The organism is Streptomyces sp. NPDC020299, from assembly GCF_044387825.1.
GTDB lineage: Bacteria > Actinomycetota > Actinomycetes > Streptomycetales > Streptomycetaceae > Streptomyces.
On record NZ_JBIRWL010000004.1, the window covers coordinates 426,406 to 452,682 of the forward strand.

Below are 26,277 nucleotides of genomic sequence, written 5' to 3' on the forward strand. Positions count from 1 at the left end.
CGACCGGCACCTATGCTCTCAGCTCGTACACGCCGGTCGTACACAGTGCCGGGGATCACATGAGCGAGGGTGGGATGGCGGAGCAGAGCGTGCGGTGGGGAATCCTGGCGACGGGCGGGATCGCCGCCGCGTTCACGGCGGACCTGGTGGACCTGCCGGACGCGGAGCTGGTGGCGGTGGCCTCGCGCAGCGGTGAGTCGGCGCGGGCGTTCGCGGAGCGGTTCGGGATCCCGCGGGCGTACGGCGACTGGGAGTCGCTGGCGAAGGACGAGGACATCGATGTCGTGTACGTCGCCACCCCGCACTCGGCGCACCGGGCGGCGGCCGGTCTGTGCCTGGAGGCCGGGCGGAACGTGCTGTGCGAGAAGGCGTTCACGCTGAACCTGCGCGAGGCCGAGGAGCTGGTCGAACTGGCGCGCGGGCGCGGGCGCTTCCTGATGGAGGCGATGTGGATGTACTGCAACCCGCTCATCCGGCGTCTGAAGGCGCTCATCGACGACGGCGCGATCGGTGAAGTGCGCACCGTGCAGGCCGACTTCGGCCTCGCCGGCCCCTTCCCGCCCGCGCACCGGCTGCGGAACCCGGCGCTCGGCGGCGGCGCGCTGCTCGACCTGGGCGTGTACCCGGTGTCGTTCGCGCAGCTGCTGCTCGGCGAGCCGTCCGACGTGGTCGCGCGGGCGACGCTGTCCCCGGAGGGCGTGGACCTCCAGACGGGCGCCCTGCTGTCCTTCGGCGGCGGCGCGCTCGCCTCGGTGCACTGCTCGATCGTCGGCGGTACGTCCGTCTCGGCGTCGGTGACCGGCTCGCGGGGCCGGATCGACATCCCGTCCGGCTTCTTCCACCCCGACCGTTTCGTGCTGCACCGCGACGGCCGCGACCCCGAGGAGTTCGCCGCCGACCCGGCCGACGGGCCGCGCAGCAGCCTGCGGCACGAGGCCAAGGAGGTCATGCGGGCGCTGCGGGCGGGCGAGACGGAGTCCCCGCTGGTGCCGCTGGAGGGCACGCTCGCGGTGATGCGGACCCTGGACGCGATACGGGAGCGGATCGGTGTGCGGTATCCCGGGGAGCTCGGGGAGGGAGTTTCGTACGCTCCCGTGTCATGACTGACACGCGGACGAGGATCGCGGTGGTGACCGGCGCCGGTTCCGGCATCGGCCGGGCGGTCGCCGTGGAGCTGCTGCGGGCCGGATGGTCGGTGGCGCTGGCGGGGCGGCGTACGGAGCCCTTGGAGGAGACGGCGGCGCTGGTGCCCGAGGGCGCCGGACTGGCCGTACGCACCGATGTGGCGCGGCCCGAGGAGGTGGCCGCGCTCTTCGCCGCCACCGTGGACCGGTTCGGGCGCGTGGACCTGCTGTTCAACACCGGGCGTCTCCGGGCCCCGCGGGGTGCCCGTGGAGGAGCTGCCGTTCGACGCCTGGCGGCAGGTGGTGGACATCAACCTCAACGGGGCGTTCCTGTGCGCGCAGGCTGCCTACCGGCAGATGAAGGAGCAGGACCCTCCCCCACGGCGGCCGGCTCGCTCTGGACGGGCGGCCGTACCGGATCGCCGTCGGGCAGATCGACATCGGCAACGCGGCCACCGACATGACCGCCCGGATGTCGACGGGCGCGCTCCAGGCCAACGGGGAGGTAACCCCGGAACCGGTGATGGACGTCGCCGACGTGGCGCGCACCGTGCGGCACATGGCCGAGCTGCCGCTGGAGGCGAACGTGCAGTTCGCGACGGTCCTGGCGACGACGATGCCGTACGTGGGGCGGGGCTGAGCTCCCCACGCTCCGTCAACTCCCCAACCCGCACAAGCGGAATTCCAACGTCCGCGGTATTGCGGCCGATAGCGGACCTATGCTCAAATTTCTTCACCAGAGCTTCACAGTTGGAGCACTGGTGTTCCGTGGCCACACCGAGGGGGGGTAGCGGCAGCCGTTCCACGGCACCGGAGTGGGGGTGGACCTTTCGCGCCCGAGCGCGGGGTACGCACCGGTGAGTGGAACGGCTGCCGCTTAAGCAAGCCGGGGCCGGCCGCCATGTCCGGCTTGCGTGCGGCGGCCGGCACGCGTGCGCTCGCGGCGTTGCCGAACCGCCGACAGGGCTCCGCCCGCGCGCTCGACGGCTTCGCTTGCCCGGGCACTCCCGTCGCCGCCTCGGCGGTGATGCGGCCGTCGGCGCCGACGTCGAAGGTGACGGCGCCGATGACCCGGCCGGGGCCGTGAACAGCAGCCTCGGGCCGCCGTTGATCTCGGCGCGGCACGGCTTCCGGGCGGCGCCTGGCACCTCGCCCCACTGCCTCAAGGGCGCGGGAGGTGCCCCCACTTGCCGCGCCGGGTGCAGACCCACGTCCAACATGAGGGCCTGCACCCGGCACTCCCCGAGCCTTCGTCCGGGGGACGCTCCCAGAGCACGCAGCGACAGCGACCACCAGAGCCGCTCCCAGGCCGCCACAGCCCCGCCTTCGGGGGACGGCCTTCGCAACCGGGCCTAGCCCCGCTGCTCCACGTCCGGCTTGCCCTCCGCGAGCGGCGTACCGGCGGCGTCCGGCGCCCCCGCAGCGACCGCGCGCGCCCTGCGCCGCCGGAGTGCCCACGCGCCCGCGCCCAGCAGGGCGACGGTCCCGGCGGCGCCTTCCAGCAGCCTCCAGCTCGATGAGCCGCCCGAGGCCGAGCCCGGTGCCCCGGCGGCGGCCTGGGCGGTCTTGCGGGTCGGCGTCGGGCTGGCGCCCGCCTTCGCGCCACCCTCGCTGAGCGGCTCGACCAGCGTGCCGACCGCCCTCGCGGAACCGCCCTTGCCGAAGCCCCAGTCGAGCAGCGCGGCGGTCTCCTCGTAGACGGCGTTGCCACCGCTCTTGGGGTGCATCACCGTGACGAGCAGGGTGCGCCCGCCGCGCACGGCCGCGCCCGTGAAGGTGTTGCCGGCATGGCTGGTGTAGCCGTTCTTCACCCCGATCAGGCCCTCGTACGTGCGGAGACCCCACGCCCCCGTCAGCAGCCGGTCGGTGTTCTGGATCTGGAAGGTCTTCTTGCCGCCCGCCGGGAAGTCGGCGGTCCGCGTGCCGCAGTAGCCCCGGAAGTCGCCGTCCTTCAGCCCCTGCCGGGCGAAGAGGGTCAGGTCGTACGCCGAGGACAGCTGGCCCTTGTGGTCGAAGCCGTCCGGGCTGACCACATGGGTGTCCAGGGCCTGCAGATCGTCGGCCCTGGCCTGCATGTCGGCGACCGTCTTGGCCAGCCCGCCGTTGAGGTGGGAGAGGACGTGCACCGCGTCGTTGCCCGAGCGCAGGAACACCCCCTGCCACAGCTGGTGGACGCTGTAGGTGATGCCGGGCTTGACGCCGACCAGGCTCGAACCGGCCGGGACGTCGGCCAGATCGGCATCGGTGACCTTGTACTTCATCCCGCGGTCCAGCTTGCGCAGCACGGTGTCCGCGAACAGCATCTTCAGCGTGGACGCCGGCGCCAGCCGCCGGTGCGCGTCGAACGAGGCGAGCACCTCACCCGTGTCGTGGTCCGCGACGAGCCATGAGCGGGCGGTGAGCCTCTTGGGCAGCCCGGTGGCACCGCGTACCTGGATTCCGGTGCGGGCCAGCCGCGTTCCGCCGATCACCGTCGCGGACGCGGCGGACGCGGGTGTGGCAGCCGACAAAGGAAGGGCGGCGGCCGTCAGACCTAGGGCGGCACGCCGACTGAGCCGAGAACAATCGCGCATCCCGGGACCGTACACCGAGTCCGTCATACGAAAATCTCATCCCCCTACCCGCTTTCTCAGCCCTGACACATGTTTTACCCAGGTCCACTCAAAGGTTCCTCCCTAATTTGGCGTCGCCGCGCCCACAGCGGGCGCCAAGAACCACGAGGAACGGGATGTTTGGCATCTATCTCAAGCGCGAGCTGAGCCGGCGCAAGAAGGCCGCTCTGGTCATCGCGATGGGTCTGGCGCTCGGAATCGCGCTGGTCATCACCGTCAACTCGGTGTCGGCCGGCATGCAGCAGGCGCAGGACAAAGTCCTGAAATCGCTGTACGGCCTGGGGACGGACATGACCGTCACCAAGGCCCAGACGGCACCCAAGGCCGGCAGCTCGCAGGGCCCGAACTTCAAGTTCGACGCCAAGTCGAGCAGCAAGTCCTCGCAGAGCTCCGACCGGGTGATGACGCAGGGCGGCCAGTCCCTGAAGTCCTCCCTGGTGGAGAAGGTCTCCGCGCAGCAGGGCGTGGACAGCGCGGTCGGCGCCCTGTCCCTGAACATCACCAAGGTCGACGGCTCCTTCACCCAGGGCAAGGCGAAGTCCTCCACCTCCAGTTCGTCCGGCTCCTCCGGCTCCTCCGGTTCCCAGCAGCAGGGCGCCCCGGGCGGCGGCAACAACGGCGGAGGCGGCGGCCAGCCGCAGGTGCAGGGCGGCGGCGCCAACTTCAACGTCAACAGCTACTCCGTGGCCGGCGTCGACGTCACCGACCAGGACCTCGGCCCGCTCGCCGCGATGAAGATCACCTCCGGCAAGACCTTCACCTCGGCGCAGACCAACGCCAAGGTCGCGGTGGTCAGCAAGTCCTACGCCAAGGAGAAGAAGTACAAGGTCGGCTCGACCTTCAAGGTCTCCGGCACCAAGTACACCGTCATCGGCATCGCCACCCCCGACAGCAGCGAGTCCACCACCGACGTCTACCTGCCCCTGAAGCAGGCGCAGACGCTGGGCGACGCCAAGGACAAGGTCACCACGATCTACGTCAAGGCGACCGACTCCAAGCAGATCTCCACCGTGAAGAAGGAGATCCAGTCCAACATCTCCGGCACCACGGTCACCACCTCCTCCGACCTGGCCTCCACGGTCTCCGGCTCCCTCTCCACCGCCTCCAGCCTCGCCTCCAGCGTCGGCAAGTGGCTGTCCATCGCCGTGCTGGCCGCCGCCTTCCTGGTGGCCGCGCTGCTCACCTCCTCCGCCGTCTCCAGGCGCGTGCGTGAGTTCGGCACCCTCAAGGCACTGGGCTGGCCGAGCCGCAAGGTCACCCGCCAGGTCGTCGGCGAGTCCATGGTCAACGGCCTGATCGGCGGCGGCCTCGGCATCGCCCTGGGCCTCGCGGCCGCCTACACGGTCACCGCGATCAGCCCGAAGCTGACCGCGCAGCTCGGCAACAGCGGCGGCGGAGGCATGGGCGGCGGCCCCGGCGGTGGCCCGGGCGGCGGCGGCCCCGGCCGGCAGTCCGCCTCCAACACCCTGGAGATCGCCCTGTCGGCCCCCGTCTCCCTGACCACCATCGCGCTCGCGGTGGGCCTGGCGGTCACCGGCGGTCTGATCGCCGGCGCCATGGGCGGCTGGCGCGCCTCCCGGATGCGCCCGGCCGACGCCCTGCGCAGCGTTTCCTGACCCGCCGTCTCCCTGCTTCCCCTTACGGAGTTCCCATGTACAGACTCACCGGCGTCACCAAGCGCTACACGCGCGGCAAGGAGACGGTGGAGGCGCTGCGCGGCGTCGACCTCACCATCGCCGACGGCGACCAGCTCGTCATCCAGGGCCCCACGGGTGGCGGCAAGTCCACCCTCCTGCAGATGATCGGCGGCCTGGACCGCCCGACCGAGGGCAGCGTCGAACTGGACGGCGTGGACCTCGCCCGCATCAGCGAGACCAAGCTGACCCGGCTGCGCGCCGAGAAGATCGGCATCATCTTCCAGGCGTTCAACCTCATCCCGACGCTCACCGCGCAGGAGAACGTCGAGACCGCGCTGGTCCCCCTCGGCGTCAAGCCCGCCGAGCGCCGCGAGCGCGCGGCCGAGGCGCTGCGCTCGGTCGGCCTCGGCGAGCGCCTGTCGCACGTCCCCTCCGAGATGTCCGGCGGCCAGCAGCAGCGCGTGGCGATCGCCCGCGCGCTGGTCAAGAAGCCGAAGGTGCTGCTCGCCGACGAGCCCACCGGCAACCTCGACGAGGGCACCCGCGACGACATCATGGCCCTGCTGGAGGGCCTGTGGCACGAGTACGGCCTCACCTTCATCATGGTCACCCACGACTCGTCGATCGCCCGCCGCGCACCGCGCCTGGCCACCATCAAGGCGGGCCAGATCACACTGACCGAGCAGCAGCCGTACGTTCAGCACGGCGCGCGGGGTTACGACACCCAGGGCCACTGAGCCCTCCCGCCCGGCCCGTCGGGGCCGCTCACCTCCCGAGTATCCGGTCGATGTCGGCCAGCTGCTCCGGGGTGAGCGGCCCCTTCTCCATGGCGCCCGCGTTCTGCTCGGCCTGGGCGACGGAACGGAAGCCGGGGATCGGGACGGTGCGCGGGCTGCGCGCCCACAGCCAGGCGAGGGCACCCTGGGCGGGGGTGCGGCCGTCGCTGGTCAGAACCTCCTTCAGGGCGTCCACGCGGGCGAGCCATTGCGGGTCCGCCCCCGACCCGTCCCCGAAGCCCGGCAGCCAGGCCGGCGGCCGGCTGCGGATGTCCCCGGACTCCAGGGCGGCCCCCTGCGCATGCTTGCCGGTGAGCAGCCCCATGGCGAGCGGGCTGCGGTTGATGCTCGCGAGCCCCGACCGCTCACACAGCGCCAGCAGTTCGGGCGCGTCCTGAAGGACGTTGAGCGCGTGCTGTACGGCCGTGCAGTGCTCCCCTTCGGCGAAGACGGCGGCGCGGGCCGGGTCGTCGGTGCTCCAGGCGTAGGCGCGGATGAGCCCCTCCTCGACGAACTCCTCGCACAAATCCCGTAGTTCGGCCGCCCGGCCGGTATCGAGGTCCGACAGATGCAGCTGATAGAGATCGACGTGGTCGGTGCCGAGGCGGCGCAGGGAGGCGGTGAGTGCGCGGCGGGCGTACTCCGGGGAGTCGTCGCTGCCCGTGAGCGTCCGGGTGTCCTCGTCGAAGACATTGCCCCACTTGGTGGCGACGACGACATCGTCCCGCCGCTTGCCGAGCGCCCGCCCGAGGACGCGTTCGCTGTGCCCGGCGCCGTAGGTGTCGGCGGTGTCGAAGAAGGTGACGCCGAGGTCGAGGGCGCGGTGTACGGCCCGTACGGACTCCTCGTCGTCGACCTTGCCCCACCCGAGGGGCTGCCCGTCGGCGTCCTGCCACTCACCGCCTATGGCCCAGCAGCCGAAGCCGAGCGCGCTGATCTGTATGCCGCTGCGCCCCAGTGTCCTGGTGCCGCCGAAACTCACCGTGCTGTCCGTGCTGTCCGTGGTCTCCATGGCAAGGACGCTAGAAGTTGAAGCGCACACGAAGGCAAGCCCTTACCGCGAAGTGCGGAGCAGTCACGCCTGCCCGGTCTCGAACCGCGAGATCCGCCCGTCGTCCTCCACGACGAAGCTCCACCGGGTCCGCATCTCGCCCCAGGTGTCGTTGCGGTACCGGGCGACCAGCGCACGGCCGCTCCGGGACTCGTTGTCGACCTCCATGTGCCCGTGGGAGGAGAAGATCTCCTGGTCGGTCCACTCGGCGAGGTCCCGGTCGGAGCCGTCGTCGGACATGGTGGCGCCGGGCGCGAGGAGCGCCATGAAGCCCTCGCGGTCATGGGCGTTGACGGCGTTGACGAAGGCCCGGACGGCCGGATCGCTGAGCTTGGCTGTCTGAATCGTCATGGCAGCCAGACTCACACCGCGTTTCCGCACCCGCCACCCGAACGGCACGCCGGGCAGGCAGGTGAGGTGTGGACGATGCGACGGTGGAAACGCGAGGGGGTGACTGTTTCCGCCGACCGTATGACTGGGGAGCAACCGTGACGGTGAACTGCTACGACCGACGCGATCTGGGCCTGCTGCTGCTCCGTCTGGGTACCGGCGGAGTACTGGCGGCCCACGGCGCGCAGAAGCTGTTCGGCTGGTTCGGCGGGCATGGCCTGGAAGGGACCGGCAAGTTCATGGAGTCCGTCGGCTACGCCCCCGGCAAGGAGAGCGCGACGGCCGCGGGCCTGGCGGAGACGGGCGGCGGCACACTGCTGGCGCTGGGCCTCGCGACCCCGGCGGCGGGTGCGGCGGCGGCCGGCGCTATGGCGGGCGCGGCGGCGGTCCACATGCCCAACGGCTTCTTCGCCCAGGAGGGCGGCTACGAGTACGCGGCCACCCTGGCCCTGGCCGCCACCGGCCTCGCCATCACGGGCCCCGGCCGCCTTTCCCTCGACCACGCCCTCGGCCACCTCTTCGACCGCGGCTGGATGGTCCCCACGGCCCTGGGTGTGACGGCGGCGGCGACGGCGGTGGTGATCGGGGCGCGGAACAAGAGGCTGCAGAGGTCCAAGGAGGGCGAGCAGCAACCCCTGTTCGAAGACTGACGCCCCATTCGCAGCCCGGCCGAGGCGTGACAGTCTGCGTCCCATGACCGATCAGGCCCCGGACCTCTGGCCCACCGTCGACGCCCTGCGGACCTGGCTGGACGCCAACCGCCCGCCCGACGCGGCGGACTCCCTCCTCTTGCGCATCCTGAAGCTGTCCGAGGAGGTCGGCGAGGTCGCCCAGGCGGTGATCGGCACCACCGGCCGCAATCCCCGCAAGGGCGTCACCCACACCTGGCAGGACGTGGAGGCCGAACTCTGCGACGTCGTCATCACGGCGCTGGTGGCGTTGCGCACGCTCACGCCGGACGCGCGGGAGGTGTTCGCGGGGCATCTGGCGAGGGTGGCGGAGCGTTCGCTCGGCCCGGGGGAAGCTCGCTAGCGAGGCAGCCGAAGGCTACCGCCCACCGTTGCGGTACTCGTCCATCCTGGCCACGGCTTCGGCCTTGGACATGCGCTTCACGTCCGCCTCCGGCACTCCGGCCTTGTGGATCAGCTGGTACGCGAGGGATGCGGGAACGGACTCCACTGGCACCTCGGGTTCTCCCCGGTCCGGGCGCACGCGATCATTGACGCAGGCCCAGAACTCCTCCTCGGTGACGTCCAATTGGTCGCGCAGGATGTGCTGCCACATGCGGCGGCCGTAGGTGGTGCGGTTGACCGGATGAGAGACACGTGTACGCAGGATGCGCCCATCGAAGAGCGGCAACTCGTACGTCACGTGGTGATCCACGTCGCGGAGGAGTTTCCACTGGTCGATCTCACAGAAAGCGCGGTGACGGTCTCGGTCAGGCGCAGGCCAGGTCACCATTCGGATCAACCCCCTCGTGTAGCTGCGGATGTAACCCAGCGTCAGCTTCCACGAGGGGACTGAAGTACGTCAAGTACGTGACGTACTCGCACTAACGTTTGAAACTACTCATCCCCGACCACCCAAGCGCGCAACTGGGCGTCATCGCTGATTCCCACGAACTGGACGAGCCCCCAGTTGTCGCGGTGATTGGGTGCCGTGGACAGATGATGGTGCCAGTCGTCCGCGTACTCACGCAGAGCCATGATCATGTCATCGACGGCCGCGTCAAGCGTCTCCCCGTCTGCCGCCACGGGCAGTCCGGGCAGGAACAGCGACCACCCGCCGTCCTCCGCGACCGCCTCGGCCTGCGGACAGAGACGAGCGAGGTACACGCGCAACCGCTCGGCATCCACCACCGCCGCCCTGCCGGTGTCCCGCCGTACCGTGGCGACCATGCCCTGCTCAGCCGCGTCCAGCAGATCCTTGAAGTGCGCACGAGCATCGGTGTAGCTGTTGTAGTGCACTGCTGGCATGGTGCGCTCCTTCACTCCTCGCAGCCGAACGCAACGGCAAGGAATACCGCCGACTCCCCCCAACGACATGCCCGCGCCGGCCCCGACCCCGGGACCCCGTCACCGCAGGCCACGGCCCGCTCAAGGCTGCCAGTGTGGACCCCACCCCTGAAGCCCGGACGCACGCCGCGACAAGGGCCGAGAGGCGAGCGAAGACCCCATGGCGGGGATCAATGCGCAACACAACGCCCCGAGCAACATGACGATCACGGCGAAGACACGCATGGCGACCCTCCTTCCCTCGTCGACTGGCTGCGATCCAGCATTGCACCGACGAGCGAGTACGTCAAGTACGTCACGTACTCATGGCGGCCCAGACAAGAAAGGGCCTCCGACACAGGTCGGAGGCCCTTTCCAAAAACAAAGCCGCAGTCGGCGGCAGACGAGTCGGGCTGTACGCCGGGTTCTGTTCCCCGGGGTCCTCGCGGATCCTGGGGCGACGGCCATCCATCTAGGGCCGGCGTTGCCGCCGGTCTCGTGCGGTCTACCCGCGGACTCGGGCGGGCAGCCCTCGAACGTCCGCGCAGAGCGCGCCTTTTACAGCGGCTCCTTTTGACCTTGCTCCGGGTGGGGTTTACCTAGCTGCCCAGGTCGCCCTGGGCACTGGTGGTCTCTTACACCACCGTTTCACCCTTACCGAGGACCGCCCTCTTCGAAAAAAGCGCAGTCCCGGCGGTTTGTTTTCTGTGGCACTGTCCCGCGGGTCACCCCGGGTGGCCGTTAGCCATCACCCTGCCCTGTGGAGCCCGGACGTTCCTCGGGAAGCCCCCTAGGGGACTCCACGCGGCCGCCCGCCCGGCTCGTCTGCCGTAGCGACCATGTTACCGGGCGGGAGGAGCGGTTCCATCCCTGCCGGTCACAGGAAGTCCGTGGTGTGCAGTTCGAAGGCGAAGGGCTCGGGGAGAGGGACGGGCCTGCCGAACGCCAGGGCACAGCGCTCGCGGTAGTCGTCGTGCTCCGGGGCGCTGAACAAGGTGACCTCGGTGGCGTCACGATCCACGAGCAAGTAAATGGGGATACCGCCGCGGGCGTAGCAGCGTCGCTTGGCCTCCCGGTCGACCTTGGGTTTGGTGGAGGTCACCTCGAGCACCATGGCGACACCGTCACACGGCATCCAAGGTTCCGCACCGCGATACAACCTTAGTTCCGCCGGTGCGAATGTGCCGTCCGGAATCGCGTGGTCCTTCGGGCACCCTTCCGCCTTCCTCAGCTTGAGCCCCTTGTTCCCGGAGAACTGCATGTCGGTGCGAGAGCGCCTGATCACCTGGCTCACGATCAACCCGATGTAGTCCTCGTGATCCCCGTCCGGCGGCGGCGTCACAACGATCTCTCCCTCGATCAGTTCCGCCCGAAAGCCTTCAGGGGCGTCCAGGGCGAGAAACCACTCCTCCAGGAGCTCCTGCGTGATCGGTTCATGTGCCACAGCAGTCACGTCACGCCCCTCCTTCCGTCGCTCGCCAGACTGGGCCATCCCAAGATCACCTGTCTATGAGATCGGGAACCGTTCCCTCGATCGTGGCACACAGACGCGGTCTTCGTCAGGCCGACTCCACCCACCCGTCCGCCTGGCTTGGCTGCGGTGCCGACCCTGCCGCCGGGGCCTTGCGCGGCCGTGCGCCGACGGCCGTCGCCAGTACCGATCCCGCCAGGATCAGCGCGAAGGCCAACCCGATGACGGGGGTGAGGGACTCGCCGAGGAACGCCGCCCCGGCCGCCACCGCCACCGCCGGGTTCACGTAGGTGATGACCGAGGCGCGGGTAGGGCCGATCTCCTTGATCAGTTCGAGGAAGCCTACGAAGGCGACCGCCGTGCAGAGGACGCCGAGGCCGGCGAGGGCGGCCAGGACGTGGCCGGAGGGGAGGGCCGAGGGCCAGGTGGCCGCGGCGGCGGGGGCGTAGAGGAGGGCCGTGAGGGCCAGGCAGGGGGTGATCAGGTGGAGGGTGGGGACGTCTTTCATGCGGCGCGCCGCTATCAGGGGGGCCGTCGCGTAGCCGAGGACCGTGACCAGCACCTCGGCCAGGGAGCGGGCGTCGCCGCCGGTCAGGTGGGGAACCGTGAGCACGGCGACCCCGGCGAGACCGACACCCAGTCCGGTCACGCGCCGCATGCTCAGCCGTTCCGTGTCGCCGAAGAGGCGGGCCGCGACCACCCCGGCGATCGGGACGCCCGCGATCAGCAGGCCGGCCGTGGAGCTGGACAGGTGCCGTTCGGCGTCGCTGAGGGTGAGCCAGGGGCCGACGATCTCCAGGCACGCGAAGGCCAGCATGGGGCGCCAGTGGTCCCGTACGTTCCGGGTCAGGCCCTTCTGGCGCAGGGCGAAGGGGAGCAGGAGAGCGGCGCCGAGCGCGCAGCGCGTGAACACCACCATGGTCGGGGACACCGCGTCCACCGCCACTTTGATCATCAGGTAGGGGATGCCCCAGATCACTCCCATGAGGGAGAACAGGAACCAGCCGCGTGCAGTCATGTGGATGAGTGTCGGCTCCCTCACCCGGCGCGGTCTTGAACGCTGTTGCGGTATGCCGCCGGGGTCACCCCCAGTACCCGGCGGAACCAGCGGGTGAGATGCGCCTGGTCGGCGAAGCCTACGAGCGATGCCACCTCGGCGGGGCGCAGGCCCGTCTCCAGCAGGCGGCGGGCCCGGGCGACCCGGTGCTGGGCGAGCCAGGCGTACGGGGGTATGCCCATCGCGGTGCGGAAGGCGCGCAGGAGCTGGTAGCGGGACAGGTTCAGCTCGGTGGCGAGGTCGGCCAGGGAGGGCGGGGCGAGGAGTTCGTCGGCGAGGCGGTCGCGTACGACGTGCGCGATGTGGTCGGCGCCGGGCACGGTGTCGTTCACCGCGCGGGCCGTGGAGTGGCGGCGGGCCAGTGCGGTGAGCAGCCAGGGGAGACGGGACTCGGTCTCCAAGGGGTCGGGGCAGGCGCTGAGTTCGGTGTGCGTGACGTGCAGGGCGGCGGACAGTTCCGGGTCGTCGAGCACGGCTTCGCGGAAGTGCGGGAGGCCGCCGAGGGTGCCGTCGGCGAGGAGGGAGCTGTGGGCGTACAGGGCCCGGTAGGAGTAGCCGGCGGAGGTGTCGGCGGGGCCGCCGGTGTGCATCTCGCCGGGGGCGAGGACGACGATGGAGCCCGGGCCCGAGCGGATCAGGCCGCCCCGGTAGTCGATGGCCTCGCAGCCGCCGGTGGTGACGCCGATGGTGTACTCGTCGTGCGCGTGCGGGGCGTAGACGTGGGTGTCGAAGCAGGCGGTCAGCAGGTCGAGGGGCGGGCCGCAGCGGCCGAGCCGTGCTCTGGTCCACGTGGCCTGCTCGCGTTCGTTCACGGCGCCCCCCTTGTCACGGCCCCCTGCTCGTGCCCTAAGGGTGCAACGCCTTCAGGCCCCGTTTCCATGCCGCCGCCAGGTCCGCGTCGTCGGGAAACCGGCCGTGGATCTCGAGGATCACCATGCCGTGCGCGAAGGCCCAGATGGCGCGGGCCAGGTCCAGGTCGCCGCCGCAGGCCCGCAGCAGCGGCAGCGCGGCGCGGTCCTCCAGGCCGGCGGGGAGTTCGGCGCGCGGGAGGGGGCGTTCGGTGGCCAGGCAGTAGAGGTGCGGGTGGGCGAGGGCGTAGCCGCGGTAGGCCTCGGCCAGCGCCTCCAGCGAACCGGGGGCACGGGACTCGGTGGCCTCCAGGGCCTCGGCCGACTCGGTGAGCATCTGCGCGACCAGTTCGACCTCTACGGCGTGCTTGTCGGGGAAGTGCTTGTAGAGGGAGGGGGCCTTGATGCCGAGCCGGTCGGCGAGGGTCCGCATGGTGAGCAGGGCGGGACCGGACTCCTCCAGGAGCCCACGGGCGGCCGCGACGATCTCCCGCGCCCTGGGGGTCAGACGCTCAGCCACGCTGGAAGCCCTCCTTCGTCCGCAGTCCGTATCCGAAGGCGCGATCGTACGAGATGTGCGCGAGCCAGCCGCACAGCGCCGCGAACGCGGGGGCCCAGGCGACGGGGCCGACCGCGTACAGCACCAGGAGGGTGAACGGGACCAGCGCGCGGTGCATCGCGTTGTAGTACGGCACCGCGCGCGGCGGGAGCTGTCCCTTCGCCATGCGGGGCGCCTCGTCGAGGGCGACCAGGAAGGCGAGGTCGGGCAGGACGAGGAAGAGCAGGGCCAGGACAGCCGCGAGCCAGCCGTGGTTCACCGCCTCGAGGACGGCGAAGGCGGACCAGAAGACGGCGTTGGCCAGCCAGGCGGTGCGGCGCAGGACAGTCAGGCCGGTGAGGGCCGTGCGCGACGGTACGGATGTGGTCGTACTGGTCATGGCTGCCTCCAGCGGGTGGGCGGTGATGTCGACCAATGTGGCTAACGCCGTTAGCCACTACGTTATGGCTAACGGCGTTAGCCGTCAAGTCGCGCGCCGCGGCACCCCGTACGCTGGCCCGGAGCTCAACAGAAGGAGTCCCCGTGCTTGTCCTGCTCCCGCCCTCCGAAGGCAAGGCCGCCTCCGGGCGCGGTGCCCCGCTGAAGCTGGAGTCCTTGTCGCTGGCGGGACTGAACGCGGCTCGCGAGGCCGTGCTCGGGGAGCTGGTCGAGCTGTGCTCGGGTGATGAGGAGAAGGCGCGCGAGGTGCTCGGGCTGAGCGAGGGGCTGCGGGGCGAAGTGGGCAAGAACGCCGGGCTGCGCGGTGCCGGGGCCCGGCCGGCGGGCGAGATCTACACGGGGGTGCTGTACGACGCGCTCGGCCTGGCCTCCCTCGACGCCGCCGCCAAGCGGCGTGCCGCCCGCTCACTGCTGGTGTTCTCGGGGCTGTGGGGCGCGGTCCGGGTGACGGACCGGATCCCCTCCTACCGCTGCTCGATGGGCGTGAAGCTGCCCGGGCTTGGCGCGCTCGGGGCGTACTGGCGTACGCCGATGGCGGCGGTGCTGCCCGAGGCGGCCGGGACGGGGCTGGTCCTGGACCTGCGGTCCGCCGCCTACGCCGCCGCCTGGAAGCCGACGGGTGAGGTCGCCGGGCGGACCGCGACCGTACGGGTGCTGCACGCGCCGACCCGGAAGGTGGTCAGCCACTTCAACAAGGCGACGAAGGGGCGGATCGTGCGCAGCCTGCTGTCGGCCGGGGCGGCGCCCGGGAGCCCCGCCGAGCTGGTGGAGGCGCTGCGGGACCTGGGGTACGAGGTGGAGGCGGAGGCGCCTGCGAAGGCGGGGCGGCCGTGGGCGCTGGATGTGCTGGTGGCGGAGGTTCACTGACCACCACACCCCCTTTCGTTGCAGCATGCGCAATGACCTTTGCGCATGCTGCATGCCACGGGCACGATGAGCGCATGACCTCGCCGCTGCCCTCGTCCCCGGCTGCCTCCGTGCTGGATCTCGCGCCCGCGCCCGTGGTGCCCGTGGTGGTCCTCTCCGATGCCGCCGACGCCGTACCGCTGGCGCGGGCGCTGGTGGCCGGGGGGCTGTCCGCGATCGAGGTGACGCTGCGGACGCCTGCCGCGCCGGCGGCGATCCGGGCGATCTCCGGGGCTGTGCCGGACGCGGTGGTCGGGGCGGGCACGGTGCTGACGCCCGGTCAGGTGACGGAGTGCGTGGCCGCCGGGGCGCGGTTCCTGGTCAGCCCCGGCTGGACGGACGTACTGCTGGCGGCGATGCGGGAGTCCGGGGTGCCGTTCCTGCCGGGGGTGTCGACCGCGTCGGAGGTGGTGGCGCTGCTCGAGCGCGGGGTGCGGGAGATGAAGTTCTTCCCTGCGCAGGCGGCGGGCGGTACGGCGTATCTGCGGTCGCTGGCCGGTCCGTTGCCGCAGGCCCGCTTCTGCCCGACCGGCGGCATCGGGCCGGACAACGCCCACGAGTATCTGTCCCTACCCAACGTCGCCTGTGTGGGCGGGAGTTGGATGGTCCCGGCGGATGCCGTCGCCGCCCGGGACTGGGCCCGGGTCGAGGCGCTGGCGCGGGCCGCCGCCGGGCTCGGGCTCAGGAACGCAGGTGGGACGTGTCGTTGAACAGCCGTACGCTCGCGTTGCCGTCCGCGTAGTACGCCACCGCCGACAGCGAGGCCGCCGACAGTTCCATGCGGAACAGGGACTCGGGCGGGGCGCCGAGGGCCAGGCGTACGAACGTCTTGATCGGGGTCACGTGCGTGACCAGCAGGACCGTGCGGCCCGCGTACGCCGCGACCAGCTTGTCGCGGGTGGCCGCGATCCGGGTGGCGGTGGCCGCGAAGCTTTCGCCGCCGCCGGTGGGTTCGGCGGCCGGGTCGGCGAGCCAGGTGTTCAGGTCGTCCGGGTAGCGCTCCCGCACCTCGCCGAAGGTGAGGCCCTCCCAGGCGCCGAAGTCCGTCTCCCGCAGCCCGTCGTCGACCGTCACGTCCAGCCCGAGCCGGTCGGCGACGATGCCCGCGGTCTCGCGGGTACGGGCGAGGGGGGAGGCCACGACGGCCTGGATCGTGCCGCGCCTGGCCAGCGCGGCGGCGACCCGCTGCGCCTGCTCCCGGCCGACGTCGGACAGGGACGGGTCGGTACCGCCGCTGCCCGAGAAGCGCTTCTGCGGGGTGAGCGGGGTCTCGCCGTGCCGCAGGAGTACGAAGGTGGCGGGGGCGCCGAGATCGGGGCCCGCGCTCCAGCCGGGGGTGGAGGGGGCGGGGGTGGCCACCGTGCGGGCCGCTCGGACGTCGGCGGCCTCGGTGGCGTCGGTGGCCTCGGTGGCGTCAGCAGCCTCGGTGGCGTCGGCTTCGGCACCGCCCTCCGCCGAGGTGGAGCCGGTGCCCCGGCCCGTCGCCAGAGCCGCCCGCGCCTTCGCCGCGCCCGCCGCCGCGTCCCCGGGCGGACCCGACGGTTCCGGCAGCGCGGGCGGGGTGTCGAGGGCCGCGCGAGAGGCGGACGGGGACCACTGCTCGCCCTTGGCGCCCGCGTCCATCGCCTCGTTGGCCAGGCGGTCCGCGTGCTTGTTCCGCTCGCGGGGGATCCACTCGTAGGTGACCTGGCCGGCCGGGAAGACGCGGGCCGCCTCAGCCGCCAGGGGCTTCATGTCGGGGTGCTTGATCTTCCAGCGGCCCGACATCTGCTCGACGACGAGCTTGGAGTCCATGCGGGCGTGGACCCGGGCCGCCGGGTCGAGGGCGTGGGCGGCGCGCAGGCCTGCCAGGAGGCCCCGGTACTCGGCCACGTTGTTGGTGACGACGCCGAGGTACTCCGCCACCTCGCCCAGGGTCTCCCCCGTCGCCGCGTCGCGGACCACGGCGCCGTAACCGGCCGGGCCGGGGTTGCCCCGCGACCCGCCGTCCGCCTCGACGATGAACTCCCGCACCGCACAGGCTCCTAGAGGCCGGACTCGGACGTGCGCACCAGGATGCGGCGGCAGTTCTCGCAGCGCACCACCGTGTCGGGCGCCGCCGCGCGGATCTCGTTGATGTCCGTGATCGCCAGCTCCTGGCGGCAGCCCTGGCAGGTGCGCTGGTACAGCTTGGCCGCGCCGATCCCGCCCTGCTGCCCGCGCAGCTTGTCGTACAGCTTGAGCAGGTCCGCGGGGACCGTGCCCGCGATGACCTCGCGCTCCTTGGTGACCGTGGCCGCCTCGCCGTCGATCCCCTCGAAGGCCGTGTCCCGGCGCCCGGTCGCGTCGTCGATCTTCGTCTGGACGGAGGCGACCCGCTCGGTCAGCTCGCCCACCCGCTCCTGCACGGACTCGCGGCGCTCCATGACCTCCAGGACGACGTCCTCGAGGTCGCCCTGGCGCTTGGCGAGGGAGACGATCTCCCGCTGGAGGTTCTCCAGGTCCTTGGGGCTGGTGACCGCCCCGGAGTCCAGGCGCTGCTGGTCCCGGGCGGCACGCTGGCGCACCTGGTCCACGTCCTGCTCGGCCTTGGTCTGCTCGCGGGCGGTGTCGCTCTCCTCGGTCTGCGCGGCCACGAGCAGGTCGCGCAGTTGCGTGAGGTCCTTGGTCAGCGACTCGATCTCGGCGTGCTCGGGCAGCGACTTCCGCTTGTGCGCCAGCTGCTGCAGGCGGACATCGAGGTCCTGGACGTCGAGGAGACGGATCTGGTCGGCGGGCGCGGCGTTCAGTTGGGGGCTCCCATGGTGCTAGAGGTCGTGATGGACGCCGCGTGGGCGGTCCAGGGATCGGTGACCGTCTTCGAGACGTGGACGCGCAGGTCCCAGCCGTGACGGTCGGAGATTTCGTCGAGCTGGGCGGCGGCCAGCTCGCACCAGGGCCATTCGGTGGCCCAGTGCGCCGCGTCGAACAGTGCGAGCGGACCGTGCGCGATCGCCTCGGAGGCCGGGTGATGGCGCAGGTCCGCGGTGAGGAAGGCGTCCACGCCGGCCGCCCGGACCTGGTCGAAGAGGCTGTCGCCGGAGCCGCCGCTGACGGCGATCGTACGCAGAACCGCCTCGGGGTCGCCGGCCACCCGGATGCCCTGCGCGGTGGCGGGCAGCCGTTCGGCGGCGCGGGCGGCGAACTCGCGCACGGTCACCGGGTGGTCGAACTCGCAGACCCGTCCGAGGCCCCGGCGGCCCTCCGGGTCGGCAGGGTCCGGCACGAGAGGTCGTACGACCCGCAGGTCCAGCGCTCCGGCCAGCGCGTCGCTGACGCCCGGGTCGGCCGTGTCGGCGTTGGTGTGGGCGACGTGCAGCGCGATGTCGTTCTTGATGAGGGTGTGCACGGCCCGCCCCTTGAAGGTGGAGGCCGCGACCGTGGTCGTACCGCGCAGGTAGAGCGGGTGGTGGGTGACCAGCAGGTCGGCGCCGAGTTTCACCGCCTCGTCGACGATCTCCTGGACCGGGTCGACGGCGAACAGGACCCGGGTGACCTCCTGGTCGGGGTCGCCCGCGACCGTGCCGACCGCGTCCCAGGACTCGGCCCGCTCGGCGGGCCACAGGTTCTCCAGCGCGGCGATGACTTCAGACAGACGGGGCACGGGGAAAAGGCTACCTGCCTGTTCCGCACGGGTGTACCGACTCCGCCCCACCGGCCCCGGACAACACAGCCGTCCCCGTTTCCCCAGGGGAACCACCGCTCAGCCACCCGTACGTGTGAAGCAACCGCCCGGCGCTCCCCCGTCTGTGCGTACCAAACCTAGCTTCATCACTGGAGGTGACCGAACGATGACAGCCTGTGCGATCGAATCGTCGGGGACCGGATCGGCGACCGGAGGCGACGGGGCGCCCAGGACGGACTGCGCCATCACCGTGGACGGCGTCTACGCCGCCCGTCTCGCGTCGGCCGGGGGCTGCTGGTTCCCGGAGCGCTGGACCCTGGGCGGGCCCGAGCCGTACGCCGTACCGCTGCCCGGCAACCAGCCGGAGGAGCCCGGTACCGAGGTGCAGCCGATGGGCGACGGTCGGGTCCTCATCCACCGGCTGGTGGAGCGGCGGCACGCGTTCTCGCTGCTGTACCCGACCGGTCCGGGCACCGGCGAACTCCCGCTCGGCGCGGTGCAGTGCCAGGAGGAGGGCACCCGGCTGCGGCTGCTGCCCCCGGCACCGTGCGGCGAGCGGGCCTACGCCCTCGCGGTGGGCCGGTACACGACGGCCGTGTGGCTGGTGACGGGCGGCGCCTTCGGGCCCGAGCAGCTCGCCGAGATCCCGGGGCGCTGCTCGGGCGGCGTCTGGCTGGACCGCGCGGGGCGGCTGCTCGCCGTGGACCGGGAGATCGGCGGGCGGACCAAGGCGGTCGTGGTGGATCTGGAGCGGGCCGGCGAGGTGTCGCCGCTGCTCCAGATCGCCGCCGACAGCGACGACCGGCTGCGGCTCGCCGATCCCGACAGCGGGCTGCTGCTGATCTCCTCGGACGCGCCCTCGCCCGGGCAGGAACGGTTGGGCTGGGGCGTCCTCGGCAGCTCGCTGCCGGTGCGCTTCCCGGAGTGCCTGCGGGTGCCCGGCTGCGCGGTGACGCCGTTCTCGATCCAGCCGGGGCAGGTGCTGACGCCGGAGACCTGCGCGGTGGCGCTGCGGATCGACGGGCCGCTGGGCAGCTGGGTCGGCGTGTGGCGGCCCGCGGAACGACAGGTGCACCATCTCGCGGCGCCCGAGGGATGGCTGGCGGGGGCCGGGCTGTGGACGGCGGGCGGGGTGCTGCGACTGCCGTACGTCAGCCGGGACGTGCCGTGCGGGGTGGCGGGGCTGGCGGCACCGCCGAGAGCCGTGGCGGTCACGGTTCCGGAGCCGGCACCGGCTCTCGGACCTGCTCCGGGAACGGTGCCGGAAGGGGTGGAAGCGGAGCCTGAGAAACCGGTTGTGACCCGTCCGGTGCCGCTCCAGCAAGCGCCGTTGGGACGTGTTGTAACGAACTAGTGCCGGTTGGCGTGCCCGCCTGGATTCGGCCCGAGGTGTGCCGGTTAGACTCGCCCGGCTGTACGAAAGATCATGTTGACGGGGTGAATTCTTCCGATGAGCGACGCCAGCACCACTCAGACGCTGTCCGCCGACTCCCGAGAGACCACGGGCCACGGCAAGCACCGGGGGCCGGTTTCGGGCCAGGACAGTGAGACGGCCCCGAGCGGCCGTCACCGCAAGCCGGCCGAGGAGACCGAGGCGGCTGCCTGACAGTACACCGTAGGCGGCACGCGCGAGCAGTACGCGTAAGCGGTACGCCGCAAGGGGGTCGTCCGTCACCGACGGGCGGCCCCCTTCGGCGTGCTCGGCGTGCTCAGCCCCGCTTGAGTGCCAGCACCTCCGCCGCCGCGAACGTCTCCCCCGCCGGGCGCCGCGCGTAGTGCGGGGTGAGCAGCGCGTCGAGTTCGTCGTAGCTGAAGGTCTCCTGCTTGCTGTCGAACTGCGCCTGCACGTGCGGCCGTTCGACGATCGCCACCATGCCGCCGTGCACCACGAGCAACTGCCCGTTGACCCGGGCGGCGGCGGGCGAGGCCAGGTAGCCGACGAGCGGTGCGACGTGCTCGGGGGCGAGCGGGTCGAGGCCGTCCTCGGGGGCGGCGAGCCCGGCGAAGACGTCCTCGGTCATCCGGGTCCGGGCGCGCGGGCAGATGGCGTTGGCCGTCACGCCGTACTTGGCGAGGGCGAGGGCGGTGGACGTGGTGAGGCCCACGATGCCGCCTTTCGCCGCCGCGTAATTGGGCTGCCCCGCAGAACCGGCCAGGAACGCCTCCGAGGAGGTGTTCACGATCCGCCCGTACACCGCTCCCCCGGTCGCCTTGGACCGCTCCCGCCAGTGCGCGGCGGCGAGGTGGGTGGTGTTGAAGTGGCCTTTGAGATGGACCCGGATGACCGAGTCCCACTCGTCCTCCGTCATGGAGAAGACCATGCGGTCGCGCAGGATGCCCGCGTTGTTGACCAGGATGTCGAGCTTGCCGAACTCCTCGACGGCCAGGTCGACCAGGGCCCGGGCCTGCTGGAGGTCGGCGACGTCACCGGTGTGGGCCAGGGCCCGGCCGCCCGCCGCGCGGATCTCGGCGGCGACCTCCTCGGCGGGGCCGGCCGATGCCTCGCCGGAGCCGTCCCGGCCGGGCCGGCCGTAGTCGTTGACGACGACGGCCGCGCCGAGCCGGGCGAGTTCCAGCGCCTCGGTCCGGCCGAGTCCCCGGCCGGCGCCCGTGACGACGGCGGACAGCCCCTCAAGTGGCAGTGACATCTGCGTCAGTCCTCAGATCTCTATGCACGTGCGCAGCGCGGTACCGGTGCGCATCTGGTCCAGAGCCTCGTTGATGTCGGCGAGCGGCACCCGGTGGGTGATCAGCCCCGCCAGGTCGATACGGCCCGCCCGCCACAGGGCGATGGTCCGCTCGTAGGAGGTCAGCACGTCGCCGCCGCCGTACATCGACGGCAGGATCCGCTTCTCGTCGAAGAACAGCTCGAACATGTTGAGCTGGAGGTAGTCGTCCATGGCGCCCGCGCCGACGATGACGAGGGTGCCGCCGCGCCGGGTGTTCTCGTAGGCGGTGCGGGCGGTGGCGGATCTGCCGACGACCTCGAAGACGTAGTCGAAGCCCTCGCCGCCGGTCACCCGCTGCTTGGCGTCGGGCAGTTCTTCCGGGGAGACGGCCCGCGTCGCGCCGAATTTCAGCGCCGACTCGCGGCGTGAGGCCACCGGGTCGACGGCGACGATCTCGGCGGCGCCCTTCAGCCGGGCCCCCTGGATCGCGGAGATGCCGACGCCTCCGCAGCCGATGACGGCGACCGACGAACCGGCCCCCACGTCGGCGGTGTTGAGCGCGGCGCCCAGTCCGGTCGTCACCCCGCAGCCGATGAGGGCGGCGATGTCGAAGGGCACGTCGTCCGGGATGGGCACGGCGCAGCCCGCGTCGACGACGACCTCCTCGGCGAAGGTGCCGGTGCCCGCGAAGCCGAAGACGTCCCCGCCGGGCCGCTTGAAGTTGGGGGTGCCCGCGTTCATGAACCCGGCCAGGCACAGCTCGGTCTGGCCGCGCTTGCAGGCGGGACACGCGCCGCAGGCGGGCAGCCAGCAGACCACGACCCGGTCCCCGGGCTTCAGGCCGCGCACGCCCTCCCCCACTTCGAGGATCTCGCCCGCGCCCTCGTGGCCGGGCACGAAGGGCGCCGGCTGCGGCAGCACCCCGCTCATCGCGGACAGGTCCGAGTGGCACAGCCCGGTGGCGCGCACCCGTATCCTCACCCGTCCGGGGCCGAAGCCCACCGCCTCGACGTCGTCGAGGATCTCGAGCTTGTCCTGGCCGATCTCGTGCAGTACGGCTGCGCGCATGGTGCGGCTCCCCTCGTGAAGGCTGCTGGGTGGCTCAGGAGTGTTCGACGACGGTGTCCGCGAGGACGGATGCGTCGTCCCGCTCTACCGCGCTCACAGCGACCCGCACGGCCCCCTTCTGCCGCCACATGCGGATGCGCAGGGTCTCGCCCGGGTACACGACTCCGGCGAAGCGGGTGGTGTAGGCGCGGACCCGGGTGACGTCACCGCCGAGCAGGGTGTCGACGACGGCCTTCAGCGTCATGCCGTACGTGCACAGCCCGTGCAGGATGGGCCGGTCGAACCCGGCGAGCTTCGCGAACTCGGGATCGGCGTGCAGCGGGTTCCAGTCGCCGGAGAGGCGGTAGAGCAGGGCCTGGTCCTCGCGGACGGGCTTCTCGACGGTCCTCGTGGGCTCGCCGGCCGGCGGTTCGAGACGTGCGGAAGGTCCGCGGTCGCCGCCCCAGCCGCCTTCCCCGCGTACGAAGATCTGGGCGTCGTTGGTCCACAGCGGGCCGTCGGCGTCCTCGACCTCGGTGCGCATGACGAGGACGGCCGCCTTGCCCTTGTCGTACACGGCGGCGATGCGGCCGGTGGCCGTGGCGCTGCCCTCGACCGGGATGGGGCGGTGCAGGGTGAGCGACTGGCCGCCGTGCAGGACGCGGGCGAGGTCGACGTCGACGCCGGGCATGGACAGGCCGCTGATCACGCCGGGTGATCCGTTGCCCGCGACGGTGGCGAAACTGGGCAGGACGTGCAGCCGGGACTCCAGCGTGTAGCGCAGTTCGTCGGGGTCGGTGGCGGGGATTCCGGCGCCGAGGCCCAGGTGGTAGAGCTGGACGTCCCTGCGGTCCCACGTGATCTCACCGGACCGGGGCTCGGCGGCGAGGGCCTTGGCTGCGTCGATGGGCATACGGCTCCTGACACTGGCGGCTTCACACTGGCGGCTTCAAGACCCCGGCACGGCCGTCCGCACCGTCGGCCGCACCGAGGTCGTCACGGGCCGATCTAGAACGCGTTCCAGTCCGGCGCCCTCTGTATAGCCCAGGGCTCCGGAGTTGTGAAGGCTCCTGACGTGTCGTCAGCTCAGGGTGTGCGGTGACATTTGTACTGCCCGGGTGCGTACATGTGCACCTGCCGACACACCCGGACCGGCTCGTAGTGTGTGCTGTCGTACGGACTGTGGGGAACATCTGATCGGGGGATCTCGGATGAGCGGAATCATGTCGTGGTGGCGGAACGCTTTCCGTCAGGCGGAGGGCTGGCAGGCGGCGCGGGCGCAGTGGAAGCAGGACATGGAGCGCTTCAAGGCGCAGCAGCGGACCGCCCGTAAGAACGGGCAGGTTCCCGAGAACCCGGGTCCGCCGCCCACCGCTTTCGCCCTGATGCCCTGGCTGCTGATGGGCATGGGCTCCCTCTCCAACCTCTTCCAGGGCAAGACCCCCAACCCGTGGATCGGCGGCCTGGGGCTGCTGGTCTTCAACTCGCTGTACATCTACGTGGCCTTCCGCGCCTTCCACAAGGAGGCCCGCGAGGCGACCTCCACCCGGGTGGCGCTGGTGCTGATGGGGCTGGTGACCACCGCTCTGGCCGTCGGCTACGGCGGCAACTGGCTGCTGTTCTTCCCACTGCTGGGCCTGGCGACCGGCGCGACCGTGCGCGGCCCGTGGCTGGGGAAGACCGGCCTGCTGCTGGCCGCGTTCGCGGGTACCGTCTCCGGCCTCCGGTTCGGCTCGGACGCGGTGACCATCGCCTACGGCACGTTCCTGTCCACGATGGTGACCGCCGCGATCCTCTCCCTCTCCGAGGCCGTACGGGATCTGCGCGCCGCCCGTGGGGAACTGGCCCGGCAGGCGGTGGAGCAGGAGCGGCTGCGCTTCTCCCGCGACCTGCACGACCTGCTCGGCCACACCCTGTCCGTGATCGTGGTGAAGTCGGAGGCCGCTCGCCGGCTGGCCTCGCGCGACATGACGGCCGCGCTGGCGCAGATCGGCGACATCGAGTCCGTGGGCCGGCAGGCGCTGACCGAGATCCGCGAGGCCGTGACCGGCTACCGCGAGGGCAGCCTCGCCACCGAGCTGACCCGGGCCCGCTCGGCGCTGTCCGCCGCGTGCATCGAGCCGGTCGTCCGCCAGTCCGGCACCCCGCTCGCCCCGCAGACCGAGGCGCTGCTCGGCTGGGTGGTCCGTGAGGCGATCACCAACGTCGTCCGGCACAGCGACGCCACCCGCTGCGAGATCGCCGTGGTCAGCGGCACCGAGCAGGCCAGGCTCACCGTCACCGACAACGGCACCGGCAAGCCCGTCACGCGCCCCGCGGAGGGCATCGGCGGCACCGGCCTGAAGGGCCTGACCGAGCGCCTCGCGGCGGCGGGCGGCTCCCTCAGGGCCGGTCCGTCGCCACGAGGCGGGTTCACGGTCACCGCCGAACTCCCGGTGGAGCCGGGGGGACTGGCTGTGGTCGGGGCGGCTACGGCGCCCAGGGCGAGCTGACCGCCCAGCTCACATCGTCGGTCCAGGACGTGCTGGTGTCCCAGGCGTTGGAGCCGCCGTTGCTCGCTATGTACACGTTGAGGTTGTAGTGCCGCAGGTACCTGGTCGGGTAGTTGTACGAGGCGAACGAGGTGCCCGTACCGCTCTTGCCCGTCTGCGGACAGAACGTGGCGTCGGATCTGAACTGGGCGGTGCCGTCCATGGGCTGCCGGTACAGCTTGTAGTTGTAGTGCCTCAGGAAGTCGCCCGGGTAGTTGCGCGACTCGAAGGACACGCAGGAGCTGCTGGCGAGCCCGCGGCGCACGATCCAGGTCGCGTCGCTCTTGTCGAGGGAGGAACTGCTCGACGTCACCGGGGAGACGACCGCCGCGTTGTTCTGGTGGCGGATGTAGTCGGTCGTGCAGCAGGCGGTCGTCGCGCGCAGCGATATCTCCGAGCCGGGCGTCAGGGACCCGGTGCTGCCGGTCGCGCCGCCGTAGCCGACGGAGACGATGTCGGCCTGCACGGCGTCGTCGGCGGCGTCCGTCGGGATGCCGGAGGTCATCACACCTTCGAAGAAGGAGCCGATGGAGCCGTTGCTGTTGTCACCGCCGGTGCCCAGGACGATCGCGCCCTCCTGGTGCATGGGCGAGTAGCCGCTCGTGGTCGGCTCGCCCCCGGAATACGTGGTGGTGAGTCCGCCTGATTGCGCATTGCCATATTTCAGCGCGAAATGGTTCTGGCCGTTGTTCTTCAGCAGCGCGGTCACGAACGGCAGTGGTCCGGTGCCGGTGTTGGAGGTGTTCTTGCTGTACCCGGCGTCCGACTGGAACAGCCCGTTCTCCAGGTCGGCCTGCACCCACGGGCCCTGGCCGTAGCACGGCGAGAACCAGCACTCGGTGCCGAAGTTGATCGCGTCCATGTGGCCGTTCCCGGTGTCCTTGTTGTTCGTCTCGGCGTTGCCGTAGTCGAAGCAGCAGGCCCCGTTGACGTGGGTGCCGGAGGTCACCATGTACATCCCCTCGGCCTGCCCGTTCACGGCGACGCCGGAGGTGGAGTTGTCCCGGTAGCCCATGCCGGCTGATATCTCCAGGCCGTAGACCTGGTGGCCGCCGACGGTCACCGGCAGCGCGTCCGCGGGCGCCCCGACATCGGCCGCACCCGCCCCGCCGGCGCCCTCGACGGTGAGGTCGTTGTGGCGCGAGGACTGGTCGTAGATCTTGGTGATGATGCAGGTCGTGCCGGAGCAGAAGCTGTCCTGCGCGGCCGCGTTGGCGTACCCGCCGGCCGTCAGCAGGCCGATGTTCGACGTCGCTGAGTCCGAGGCGCGCTGCACCTGGTAGAGCGAGCCGCTGTACGACGAGTACAGCGCCCGGACGAGGCTGTGCGCGGCGACACACGGGGTGCCGGCGGCGGCGTAGACGTCACAGGGCAGCGAACTCGCGGCGGCGGCCTGTGGGGCGCCGACGCCGAGCAGCAGCGCGGCGATGGTGGCGAACGCCGCGAGCAGGGAGAGCACGGCGCTTCTGAGCCGCCGGGGACTGCGGCTCGGGAGTCTTGGATCCACGGTGCACCTCTTCGGTT

The 26,277-nt window shown here is 71.5% G+C and carries 28 protein-coding genes, 1 other RNA gene and 1 pseudogene; 12 read left to right on the forward strand and 18 right to left on the reverse strand.

Features of this window, described 5'->3' with window-relative positions; genetic code table 11:
* The first annotated feature begins 74 nt into the window (after positions 1–74).
* The 3 genes and pseudogenes from ACH45E_RS13325 (at position 75) to ACH45E_RS13335 (ending at position 2,211) form a co-directional block, all read left to right on the forward strand.
* Complete coding sequence (locus tag ACH45E_RS13325; RefSeq protein WP_361438218.1) at positions 75–1,103, forward strand: Gfo/Idh/MocA family oxidoreductase; 1,029 nt, start codon at positions 75–77, stop codon at positions 1,101–1,103.
* A pseudogene (locus ACH45E_RS13330) lies at positions 1,100–1,764 on the forward strand (SDR family oxidoreductase). Before ACH45E_RS13325 ends, ACH45E_RS13330 begins: the two are co-directional and overlap by 4 nt.
* A gap of 261 nt (positions 1,765–2,025) precedes the next feature.
* Positions 2,026–2,211 (forward strand): hypothetical protein, encoded by a 186-nt coding sequence (locus ACH45E_RS13335; protein ID WP_361437802.1) that lies wholly within the window; start codon positions 2,026–2,028, stop codon positions 2,209–2,211.
* Between the two features lie 265 nt (positions 2,212–2,476).
* On the opposite strand, the gene ACH45E_RS13340 is transcribed toward ACH45E_RS13335, so the two are convergent.
* Complete coding sequence (locus tag ACH45E_RS13340; protein ID WP_361437804.1) at positions 2,477–3,697, reverse strand: serine hydrolase; 1,221 nt, start codon at positions 3,695–3,697, stop codon at positions 2,477–2,479.
* Positions 3,698–3,852: 155 nt separating this feature from the next.
* Between ACH45E_RS13340 and ACH45E_RS13345 the strand changes: the two genes are divergently transcribed.
* Both ACH45E_RS13345 and ACH45E_RS13350 read left to right on the forward strand, forming a co-directional pair.
* Positions 3,853–5,352 carry an ABC transporter permease gene (locus ACH45E_RS13345; protein WP_361437806.1) on the forward strand — a complete coding sequence of 500 codons (1,500 nt, stop codon included), beginning with the start codon at positions 3,853–3,855 and terminating at the stop codon, positions 5,350–5,352.
* A 35-nt stretch (positions 5,353–5,387) separates the two neighbouring features.
* Entirely contained in the window at positions 5,388–6,110 is a 723-nt protein-coding gene (locus ACH45E_RS13350) for an ABC transporter ATP-binding protein (RefSeq protein WP_361437808.1), read from the forward strand.
* Between the two features lie 28 nt (positions 6,111–6,138).
* On the opposite strand, the gene ACH45E_RS13355 is transcribed toward ACH45E_RS13350, so the two are convergent.
* Positions 6,139–7,161: an aldo/keto reductase gene (locus tag ACH45E_RS13355; protein ID WP_361437810.1), complete on the reverse strand. Its 1,023-nt coding sequence runs from the start codon at positions 7,159–7,161 to the stop codon at positions 6,139–6,141.
* 63 nt (positions 7,162–7,224) lie between these two features.
* Positions 7,225–7,551, reverse strand: a complete 327-nt coding sequence (locus tag ACH45E_RS13360; protein ID WP_361437812.1) for a nuclear transport factor 2 family protein — start codon at positions 7,549–7,551, stop codon at positions 7,225–7,227.
* Between the two features lie 143 nt (positions 7,552–7,694).
* Here ACH45E_RS13360 and ACH45E_RS13365 point away from each other — a divergent pair, with 143 nt between their 5' ends.
* Together ACH45E_RS13365 and ACH45E_RS13370 are read left to right on the forward strand one after the other, a co-directional pair.
* Entirely contained in the window at positions 7,695–8,240 is a 546-nt protein-coding gene (locus ACH45E_RS13365) for a DoxX family membrane protein (RefSeq protein ID WP_361438220.1), read from the forward strand.
* Positions 8,241–8,283: 43 nt separating this feature from the next.
* Positions 8,284–8,622 carry a MazG-like family protein gene (locus ACH45E_RS13370; RefSeq protein ID WP_361437814.1) on the forward strand — a complete coding sequence of 113 codons (339 nt, stop codon included), beginning with the start codon at positions 8,284–8,286 and terminating at the stop codon, positions 8,620–8,622.
* 15 nt (positions 8,623–8,637) lie between these two features.
* Here ACH45E_RS13370 and ACH45E_RS13375 read toward each other — a convergent pair whose 3' ends face one another.
* The 8 genes from ACH45E_RS13375 to ACH45E_RS13410 all read right to left on the reverse strand — a co-directional run bounded on the left by ACH45E_RS13375 (position 8,638) and on the right by ACH45E_RS13410 (position 13,898).
* Entirely contained in the window at positions 8,638–8,973 is a 336-nt protein-coding gene (locus ACH45E_RS13375) for a cytotoxic translational repressor of toxin-antitoxin stability system (protein WP_361437816.1), read from the reverse strand.
* 182 nt (positions 8,974–9,155) lie between these two features.
* Entirely contained in the window at positions 9,156–9,566 is a 411-nt protein-coding gene (locus ACH45E_RS13380) for a prevent-host-death protein (RefSeq protein WP_361437818.1), read from the reverse strand.
* Positions 9,567–9,984: 418 nt separating this feature from the next.
* An RNA gene (gene rnpB / locus ACH45E_RS13385) (RNase P RNA component class A) lies at positions 9,985–10,408 on the reverse strand.
* Between the two features lie 53 nt (positions 10,409–10,461).
* On the reverse strand, positions 10,462–11,037 hold the full coding sequence (locus ACH45E_RS13390) for a Uma2 family endonuclease (protein WP_361437820.1): 576 nt from the start codon (positions 11,035–11,037) through the stop codon (positions 10,462–10,464).
* A 106-nt stretch (positions 11,038–11,143) separates the two neighbouring features.
* Positions 11,144–12,073, reverse strand: a complete 930-nt coding sequence (locus tag ACH45E_RS13395) for a DMT family transporter (protein ID WP_361437822.1) — start codon at positions 12,071–12,073, stop codon at positions 11,144–11,146.
* 20 nt (positions 12,074–12,093) lie between these two features.
* Complete coding sequence (locus tag ACH45E_RS13400) at positions 12,094–12,924, reverse strand: AraC family transcriptional regulator (RefSeq protein WP_361437824.1); 831 nt, start codon at positions 12,922–12,924, stop codon at positions 12,094–12,096.
* A 34-nt stretch (positions 12,925–12,958) separates the two neighbouring features.
* The gene (locus ACH45E_RS13405) at positions 12,959–13,468 is read right to left on the reverse strand and encodes a TetR/AcrR family transcriptional regulator (RefSeq protein WP_361438222.1); all 510 of its coding nucleotides are present in this window, start codon (positions 13,466–13,468) and stop codon (positions 12,959–12,961) included.
* Between the two features lie 4 nt (positions 13,469–13,472).
* Positions 13,473–13,898, reverse strand: coding sequence for a DUF4260 family protein (locus tag ACH45E_RS13410; protein WP_361437826.1), 426 nt, complete (start codon positions 13,896–13,898; stop codon positions 13,473–13,475).
* Between the two features lie 143 nt (positions 13,899–14,041).
* On the opposite strand from ACH45E_RS13410, the gene yaaA reads away from it, so the two are divergent.
* Both yaaA and eda read left to right on the forward strand, forming a co-directional pair.
* Positions 14,042–14,824, forward strand: coding sequence for a peroxide stress protein YaaA (gene yaaA, locus ACH45E_RS13415; protein WP_361437828.1), 783 nt, complete (start codon positions 14,042–14,044; stop codon positions 14,822–14,824).
* A gap of 74 nt (positions 14,825–14,898) precedes the next feature.
* The gene (gene eda / locus ACH45E_RS13420) at positions 14,899–15,573 is read left to right on the forward strand and encodes a bifunctional 4-hydroxy-2-oxoglutarate aldolase/2-dehydro-3-deoxy-phosphogluconate aldolase (RefSeq protein ID WP_361437830.1); all 675 of its coding nucleotides are present in this window, start codon (positions 14,899–14,901) and stop codon (positions 15,571–15,573) included.
* On the opposite strand, the gene ACH45E_RS13425 is transcribed toward eda, so the two are convergent.
* Genes ACH45E_RS13425 through ACH45E_RS13435 form a run of 3 tightly spaced genes read right to left on the reverse strand, consistent with a single transcriptional unit; the run spans position 15,545 to position 18,485 of the window.
* The gene (locus ACH45E_RS13425; RefSeq protein ID WP_361437832.1) at positions 15,545–16,876 is read right to left on the reverse strand and encodes a bifunctional RNase H/acid phosphatase; all 1,332 of its coding nucleotides are present in this window, start codon (positions 16,874–16,876) and stop codon (positions 15,545–15,547) included. The genes eda and ACH45E_RS13425 overlap by 29 nt on opposite strands.
* Positions 16,877–16,887: 11 nt before the next feature.
* Positions 16,888–17,631, reverse strand: a complete 744-nt coding sequence (locus ACH45E_RS13430) for a C4-type zinc ribbon domain-containing protein (RefSeq protein ID WP_361438224.1) — start codon at positions 17,629–17,631, stop codon at positions 16,888–16,890.
* Positions 17,628–18,485 carry a Nif3-like dinuclear metal center hexameric protein gene (locus tag ACH45E_RS13435; protein WP_361437834.1) on the reverse strand — a complete coding sequence of 286 codons (858 nt, stop codon included), beginning with the start codon at positions 18,483–18,485 and terminating at the stop codon, positions 17,628–17,630. The genes ACH45E_RS13430 and ACH45E_RS13435 overlap by 4 nt, the downstream gene beginning before the upstream one ends.
* 187 nt (positions 18,486–18,672) lie before the next feature.
* On the opposite strand from ACH45E_RS13435, the gene ACH45E_RS13440 reads away from it, so the two are divergent.
* Both ACH45E_RS13440 and ACH45E_RS13445 read left to right on the forward strand, forming a co-directional pair.
* Positions 18,673–19,860, forward strand: a complete 1,188-nt coding sequence (locus ACH45E_RS13440; protein ID WP_361437836.1) for a hypothetical protein — start codon at positions 18,673–18,675, stop codon at positions 19,858–19,860.
* 96 nt (positions 19,861–19,956) lie between these two features.
* Positions 19,957–20,112 (forward strand): hypothetical protein, encoded by a 156-nt coding sequence (locus ACH45E_RS13445; RefSeq protein WP_361437838.1) that lies wholly within the window; start codon positions 19,957–19,959, stop codon positions 20,110–20,112.
* 103 nt (positions 20,113–20,215) lie between these two features.
* Here ACH45E_RS13445 and ACH45E_RS13450 read toward each other — a convergent pair whose 3' ends face one another.
* The 3 genes from ACH45E_RS13450 to ACH45E_RS13460 are packed head-to-tail and all read right to left on the reverse strand — an operon-like array spanning position 20,216 to position 23,135.
* On the reverse strand, positions 20,216–21,154 hold the full coding sequence (locus ACH45E_RS13450) for a 3-oxoacyl-ACP reductase (protein WP_361437840.1): 939 nt from the start codon (positions 21,152–21,154) through the stop codon (positions 20,216–20,218).
* 12 nt (positions 21,155–21,166) lie between these two features.
* Positions 21,167–22,243 carry a Zn-dependent alcohol dehydrogenase gene (locus ACH45E_RS13455; RefSeq protein ID WP_361437842.1) on the reverse strand — a complete coding sequence of 359 codons (1,077 nt, stop codon included), beginning with the start codon at positions 22,241–22,243 and terminating at the stop codon, positions 21,167–21,169.
* A gap of 34 nt (positions 22,244–22,277) precedes the next feature.
* Positions 22,278–23,135, reverse strand: a complete 858-nt coding sequence (locus ACH45E_RS13460; RefSeq protein ID WP_361437844.1) for a MaoC/PaaZ C-terminal domain-containing protein — start codon at positions 23,133–23,135, stop codon at positions 22,278–22,280.
* A 310-nt stretch (positions 23,136–23,445) separates the two neighbouring features.
* Here ACH45E_RS13460 and ACH45E_RS13465 point away from each other — a divergent pair, with 310 nt between their 5' ends.
* Positions 23,446–24,714: a sensor histidine kinase gene (locus ACH45E_RS13465; RefSeq protein ID WP_361438226.1), complete on the forward strand. Its 1,269-nt coding sequence runs from the start codon at positions 23,446–23,448 to the stop codon at positions 24,712–24,714.
* On the opposite strand, the gene ACH45E_RS13470 is transcribed toward ACH45E_RS13465, so the two are convergent.
* The gene (locus ACH45E_RS13470) at positions 24,692–26,260 is read right to left on the reverse strand and encodes an alpha-L-arabinofuranosidase B (protein WP_361437846.1); all 1,569 of its coding nucleotides are present in this window, start codon (positions 26,258–26,260) and stop codon (positions 24,692–24,694) included. The two genes, ACH45E_RS13465 and ACH45E_RS13470, sit on opposite strands and share 23 nt — an antisense overlap.
* Positions 26,261–26,277: the final 17 nt, after the last annotated feature.